This window comes from Kitasatospora sp. NPDC085879 (assembly GCF_040686255.1).
Classification (GTDB): domain Bacteria; phylum Actinomycetota; class Actinomycetes; order Streptomycetales; family Streptomycetaceae; genus Kitasatospora.
In genome coordinates this window covers 92,073-98,548 of sequence record NZ_JBFBJZ010000034.1, presented here as the reverse complement: position 1 = coordinate 98,548, position 6,476 = coordinate 92,073, and the positions used below count along the sequence as shown (strand labels likewise).

At 73.9% G+C, this 6,476-nt stretch carries 5 protein-coding genes and 1 pseudogene; 4 read left to right on the top strand and 2 right to left on the bottom strand.

The window, feature by feature from the left end:
- Window positions 1-100: 100 nt before the first annotated feature.
- Window positions 101-1,723, bottom strand: coding sequence for an ATP-binding cassette domain-containing protein (locus AB0P35_RS24985; RefSeq protein WP_363514426.1), 1,623 nt, complete (start codon window positions 1,721-1,723; stop codon window positions 101-103).
- Window positions 1,724-2,133: 410 nt separating this feature from the next.
- On the opposite strand from AB0P35_RS24985, the gene AB0P35_RS24980 reads away from it, so the two are divergent.
- The 4 genes and pseudogenes from AB0P35_RS24980 to AB0P35_RS24965 all read left to right on the top strand — a co-directional run bounded on the left by AB0P35_RS24980 (window position 2,134) and on the right by AB0P35_RS24965 (window position 5,277).
- A complete protein-coding gene (locus AB0P35_RS24980; protein WP_363514423.1) occupies window positions 2,134-2,631 on the top strand; it encodes a DUF4232 domain-containing protein in 498 nt (165 codons plus the stop codon).
- A gap of 50 nt (window positions 2,632-2,681) precedes the next feature.
- Window positions 2,682-4,319: an ABC-F family ATP-binding cassette domain-containing protein gene (locus AB0P35_RS24975; RefSeq protein WP_363514420.1), complete on the top strand. Its 1,638-nt coding sequence runs from the start codon at window positions 2,682-2,684 to the stop codon at window positions 4,317-4,319.
- Between the two features lie 79 nt (window positions 4,320-4,398).
- Window positions 4,399-4,575 (top strand): annotated as a pseudogene (locus tag AB0P35_RS24970) (nitroreductase family protein); the annotation flags it as partial.
- Window positions 4,576-4,677: 102 nt separating this feature from the next.
- Window positions 4,678-5,277, top strand: a complete 600-nt coding sequence (locus tag AB0P35_RS24965; protein ID WP_363514417.1) for a GNAT family N-acetyltransferase — start codon at window positions 4,678-4,680, stop codon at window positions 5,275-5,277.
- 77 nt (window positions 5,278-5,354) lie between these two features.
- Here AB0P35_RS24965 and AB0P35_RS24960 read toward each other — a convergent pair whose 3' ends face one another.
- Entirely contained in the window at window positions 5,355-6,311 is a 957-nt protein-coding gene (locus AB0P35_RS24960; protein ID WP_363514414.1) for an aldo/keto reductase, read from the bottom strand.
- Window positions 6,312-6,476 lie beyond the last annotated feature (165 nt).

The window sequence follows — 6,476 nt, the reverse complement described above, 5'->3', positions numbered from 1 at the left end:
GCTGCGTCGAGGCCTCCGCCTTCTTGGCGCTCTGCCCGCACATCGTCCACCGCAGGGGGTCGGCCCTCCCCGGCGCCGTTTCCGGGCCTGCCCGGCCCGCCTACAGCGGGTCGACGGTGCGCAGGACGCCCTCGTCCAGCTCCAGCCAGCGGGTGATGCCGAGCGACCGCAGGAACGGCACGTCGTGGCTGACCACCACCAGCGCGCCCCGGTGGCCGGCCAGCGCCTGGGTGAGCTGGCGGACACTCGCCAGGTCCAGGTTGTTGGTCGGCTCGTCCAGCAGCAGCAGCTGCGGCGGCGGCTCGGCGAGCAGCAGCGCGGCCAGCGTGGCCCGGAACCGCTCGCCGCCGGAGAGCGTGCCGGCGAGCCGGTCGGCCCGGTCCCCGCGGAACAGGAAGCGGGCCAGCCGCGCCCGGATCGCGTTCTCCCCCGCCGCGGGCGCGAACGCCCGGACGTTGCCGACCACGCTCAGCGCGTCGTCCAGCAGGTCGAGCCGCTGCGGGAGGTGCCGCATCGGCACCGGAGTCGACACCTCCCCCGCCGCCGGGGCGAGTTCGCCCGCGATCGTGCGCAGCAGCGTGGACTTGCCCGACCCGTTGCGGCCGACCAGGGCCACCCGCTCAGGGCCGCGCAGCTCCAGGTCGATCCGCCGGGCGCCGACCGGGCCGTGGGCCGGCCGCACCCCGTCGAGCACGAGCACCGTCCGGCCGGCCGGGACGGCGGTGCGCGGCAGGTCGATCCGGATCTCGGCGTCGTCCCGGACGGCCTCCTCGGCCGCCGTCAGCCGCTCCCTGGCCTCGGCGAGCCGCTCCGCGTGCATACCGCGCACCCGGCCGGAGGTCGCCTCGGCCCTGTTCTTGAACGCCCCGGCGAGGATCTTCGGGTCGTTGCGCTGGGCGGACTTGTTCCTCCCGTACACGGCGCTGCGCTCCAGCCGCGCGCGGGCCTCGATCAGGTCGCGCTTCTGCCGCTGCACATCGGCGGCGGCGTTGCGCACCACCCGCTCCGCGGTCTCCTGCTCGGCGGCCAGCGCCCGCTCGTAGTCCGCGAAGTTGCCGCCGTACCAGGTCACCGAGCCGTCCCTGAGGTCGGCGATCTGGTCGACGTGCTGCAGCAGTTCGCGGTCGTGGCTGACGATCACCATGACGCCGCGCCAGGCGGCCACCGCCTCGTACAGCCGCCTGCGGGCGGACCGGTCGAGGTTGTTGGTGGGCTCGTCGAGCAGCAGCACGTCCGGCCGGCGCAGCAGCAGCGCCGCGAGGTGCAGCAGCACGCCCTCGCCGCCGGAGAGTTCGCCGGTGGTGCGGTCGAGGTCGAGCCGGTCGAGGCCGAGCCGGTCGAGGGTCTCCCGGGCGCGCTCCTCGACGTCCCAGTCGTCGCCGACGGCGGTGAAGTGCCGCTCGTCCGTGTCGCCCGACTCGATGGCGTGCAGGGCCTCGCGCGTCATCCGGATGCCCAGCGCCTCGTCGACCCGCTCGTCCTGCCGCAGGGTGAGGCCCTGCGGCAGGTAGCCGAGCTCGCCGCCGACCCGGACGGTGCCGGAGGTCGGCGTCAGCTCGCCGGCGATCAGCCGGAGCAGGGTGGACTTGCCGGCGCCGTTGAGGCCGATCAGGCCCGTCCGGCCGGGGCCGACGGCCAGATGGAAGCCGTCCAGGACGGAGGCGCCGTCGGGCCACTCGAAGGAGAGGTCCGAGCAGAGGACGGACGTGGTGGGTTGAGCCATGGATGGCCTCCTGCGGTTGCTGCGGATGTGAGAGGGAGCAACACGGGAGACACCGCGGGAGCGGCAGGGACGGCACAGGGCGGCACGGGCACCGAGGAGGGGCCGGCTCTCGTCCGAGGTCGCACGCTCGCACGCGCTCCACCGCCGACGACTACGGGTCGGGCGGGAGCATCGAGCGGTGTCTCGTGACCTCAGAAGAGCAAGGGCCTTCTCCAGACGTGCGGGCTGTCGTGCGAACGCCCACCACGCTACGGACGGCCCCGTGAGCACGGCAACGGATTTATTGTGGCCGGCCACATCAGGGGCGCTGGGGGCACCTGTCGGTAGAACCGTCCCTGCCCGGTTCGGCGTCTCCAGGGGTGTGGGCAGGTCTGCAGATGGTGCCTGCCCGTTCCCGGACGGGGGACGTCATGATTCGCATCGGCAAGCGCACCCTGGCCCTCGGTTCCGCCACCGCCCTCCTCGCGGCGGGTGGGGCGGTCACCGCCGCACAGAGCGTCCAGGCCGCACCCGCGACCCCCACCTGCCAGGCCGGCGACCTGTACCTGGCCGTCGGCAGCCCGCAGGGCGCCGCGGGGTCCTTCCTCTACCCGGTGGAGTTCACCAACACCTCCACCCACTCCTGTGCGCTGCGCGGTTACCCCGGTGTCAGCGTGCTCACGACCGGCCACGCCATGATCGGTGCGCCGGCCGCCCGCAACGGCGTCCCGGTGACCACGGTGGTGCTCGCACCGGCCGGCACCGCGGCGGCGACGATCCGCACCAACGACCCGGGTGTCGTCCCGAGCTGCCGGACGACCTCGACCTACCTCGGGGTGTATCCGCCCGCGAGCACCCAGCAGATGCTCGTCCCGTTCCACCTGCGGGTGTGCGGGGTGTTCGAGATCAGCCCGGTGCAGAGCCCCTGACCGCGGCACCGGACGGGGCCGCGGCCCGTTCGGCCTAGAATCGGCGCATCATGAGCGCCACTCTCGTAATCAAGGACCTTGCCGCCGGTCACGGCGAGCGCACCCTCTTCGCCGGGCTCGACCTGGTGGTCGCGCCCGGCGACGTGATCGGCCTGGTCGGGGTGAACGGCGCCGGCAAGTCGACGCTGCTGCGTCTGCTGGCCGGCCTGGACACGCCGGAGGGCGGTGAGCTGCGGCTGAGCCCGCCGACCGCGAACGTGGGTCACCTGCCGCAGGAGCCGGAGCGCCGCCCCGGCGAGTCGGTGCGTGACTTCCTGGCCCGGCGGACGGGTGTGGCGGCCGCGCAGGCGGCCCTGGACGAGGCCACCGAGGGCCTGGTGGAGGGCCGTCCCGGTGCGGACGACGACTACGCGGCGAGCCTGGACCGCTGGCTGGACCTGGGCGGCGCCGACCTGGAGGAGCGGGCCGAGGAGGTCGCCGACCAGCTCGGGCTGAAGGTCTCGCTGGACCTGCCGATGACGGCGCTCTCCGGCGGCCAGGCCGCCCGGGCCGGCCTGGCCTCGCTGCTGCTGTCGCGCTACGACGTGTTCCTGCTGGACGAGCCCACGAACGACCTGGACCTGGAAGGCCTGGAGCGGCTGGAGGCTTTCGTCAAGGGGCTGCGCGCGGGCACCGTGCTGATCAGCCACGACCGCGAGTTCCTGGCCCGGACGGTGACCCGGGTGCTGGAGCTGGACCTGCACCAGCAGCAGGTCAACGTGTACGGCGGCGGCTACGAGGCGTACCTGGAGGAGCGGGCGGTGGCCCGCCGGCACGCCCGCGAGCAGTACGACGACTACGCGGACACCAAGGCCGGCCTGGAGGCCCGCGCGCAGATGCAGCGCAACTGGATGGAGCACGGCGTCCGCAATGCCCGGCGCAAGGGCAGCGACAACGACAAGAAGGCGCGGGCGACCCGTGCCGAGTCGACGGAGAAGCAGGCCTCGAAGGCCCGGCAGACGCAGCGGATGATCGAGCGGCTGGACGTGGTCGAGGAGCCGCGCAAGGAGTGGGAGCTGCGGATGGAGATCGCCGCCGCGCCGCGTTCCGGCGCGGTCGTGGCCACCCTGCGCGGTGCCTCCGCCCGGCGCGGGGACTTCTCCTTCGGTCCGGTGGACCTGCAGATCGACTGGGCGGACCGGGTGGCGATCACCGGGGCGAACGGCGCCGGCAAGTCGACGATGCTGGCCGCACTGCTGGGCCGGCTCGAACTGGACGGCGGCAGCGCCGTGCTGGGTTCGGGCGTGGTGGTCGGTGAGGTCGACCAGGCGCGTGGGCTGTTCCTCGGCGAGGAGCCGCTGTCGGCCGCGTTCGCGGCGGCGGTGCCGGAGCTCAGCGACGAGGAGGTGCGTACGCTGCTGGCCAAGTTCGGGCTGAAGGCGGTGCACGTGCTGCGTCCGGCGGGCACGCTGTCGCCGGGCGAGCGGACCCGGGCGGCGCTGGCGCTGCTGCAGGCCCGCGGGGTGAACCTGCTGGTGCTGGACGAGCCGACCAACCACCTGGACCTGCCGGCGATCGAGCAGTTGGAGTCGGCGCTGGCCTCCTACACCGGGACGCTGCTGCTGGTGACGCACGACCGGCGGATGCTGGAGGCGGTCACGGTGAACCGCCGGCTGGTGGTCGAGGACGGCCGGGTCCGCGAGCTCTGAGACCGCGGACCGCGCCCTGCCGGAGGTCTGTACCAGCGGCCCGCCGTGTGCTGCGCCGACGGACAAGCGGCGGCTGCGGGAGGCGGGGCCGGCGGCGCTGACGCACACGCCGAGCCCGATGCGCTTCCTGAACGGGGTCTGCGACCGGCCTGCCGAGGAGCGGGCGGCGTACGTGATCCCGGTCGGCTACCCGGCGGACGGGGCGCGGGTTCCGGACCTGCGACGCAAGGGGCTGGAGGAAGTCCTGGTGCGGTTGCGAAGAGAGTGGCGGGCACGGCCGCACACCGGCGCGCGGCCGGATCCGGCACGCCGGGAAAGCCGTTGAAGGCGCCGCCGGCCCGCACCGATAATCCTTGTCATGAACCACACTGCCGACGTTCCTGACACCGGTCCGCGCCCGGTGTCCGCCGCCCGTCCGCCGGAGCTGCTGCCGCTGCCGCTCGGTGCGTCGCTCCGGCGCCGCCGGGTGGCGGACGCGGCCGCGCTCAACGAGGCCGTCCGCGCCAATCTGGAGCATCTGCGCCCGTGGATGCCGTGGGCGGGGGCGGCGCCCAGCATGGAGCACAGCATCGAGATGTCCCGGGCCGGTGAGGAGGTCTGGGACTCGGGCACCGACTTCATGTACGTGCTCGCCCCGGACACCGAACCGGGCGAGGTGATCGGTGCGTTCGGCCTGCACGGGCGGATCGGGCCGGGCGCGCTGGAGATCGGCTACTGGGTCGCCGAGGGGCACGTCGGCCGCGGCCTGGCCACGGCGGGCGCGCGGGCGCTCACCGAGGCCGCGCTGGCACTGCCGGGCGTCGGGCGGGTGGAGATCCACTGCGACGAGGCCAACACGGCGAGCGCGGCTGTCCCCCGGAGGCTCGGCTACCGGCTGGACCGGGTCGACGAGGCGCTGATCACCGCGCCGTCCGAGACCGGCCGCAAGCTGATCTGGGTGATGGACGGGACGGCCTGAGGCACTCGCTCCGAGGCACTCGGGGTGCACCACCAGGGGCGCTGGGGGCACCTCCCAGCGCCCCTGGCGCGGCTGTCTCAGTAGCGGTCGCCGACCGGGGCGGGCAGGGCGTCCAGTTCGGCGAGGTCCTCGGCGGAGAGCCTCACCTCGGCCGAGGCGGCGTTGTCCGCGAGGTACGCGGGCGTCTTGGTGCCCGGGATCGGGATCACCAGGCGGCCCTGGGCGAGCACCCAGGCGAGCGCCACCTGGGCGGCCGTCGCGCCGATCCGCTCGGCGATCTCCCGGACCTTCGTCACCAGCGCCAGGTTGGCTTCCAGGGCCTCGGCCTGGAAGCGCGGCAGGGTGGCCCGCCAGTCGTCGGCCGGCAGGTCGCCGGTCGAGGAGAAGCGGCCGGCCAGGAAGCCCCGGCCGAGCGGGGAGAACGGCAGGAAGGCGATCCCGTTGGCCTCGGTGTAGGGCAGCACCTCGGCGAGCGCGTCCCGGGTCCAGAGCGAGAGCTCGGACTGCACGGAGGCGACCGGGTGGACGGCCTGCGCCCGCCGGATCTCCTCCACCGAGGCCTCCGAGAGGCCGATCCGCAGCGCCTTGCCGGCCGTGACGGCCTCGGCGAGCGCGCCCCAGGTCTCCTCGATCGGGACCTTCGGGTCGACCCGGTGCAGCTGGTAGAGGTCGACGTGGTCGGTGCCGAGCCGACGCAGGCTGTCGTCGATCGCCTTCCGTACGTGCTCGGGCCGCCCGTCGTTGCCGACCCGCGCGCCGCCGGTGCCGGGCACCAGGCCGACCTTGGTGGCCAGCACCGCCCGGTCGCGGTACGGGCCGGCCAGCGCCTTGCCGACCAGCTCCTCGTTGTCGTACGGGCCGTAGATGTCGGCGGTGTCGATCAGGGTGACCCCGAGGTCCAGCGCGGTGCGGACGACCTCGACCGAGGTGGTGTCGTCCCGGCCGTTGGGGTCGTACGCCCAGGTCATCCCCATGCAGCCCAGGCCGACCACTCCGACCTCGGGGCCGCCGGTGCCGAGCGTGGTGGTACGCATCTGTTCCTCCTCGGGTGGTGATCGGTTCGCGGGACCAAGCCTGCCGGTTGGAGTGCACTCGAGGTCAAGTGGCTTTCGACGGCATGTCAGCAGGTGGAGCCGTACCGGACCTTAAGGGCGCCGTAAGCCTCGCCGAGGAGGCGCTCGGAGGGTTGACGTGCCCAG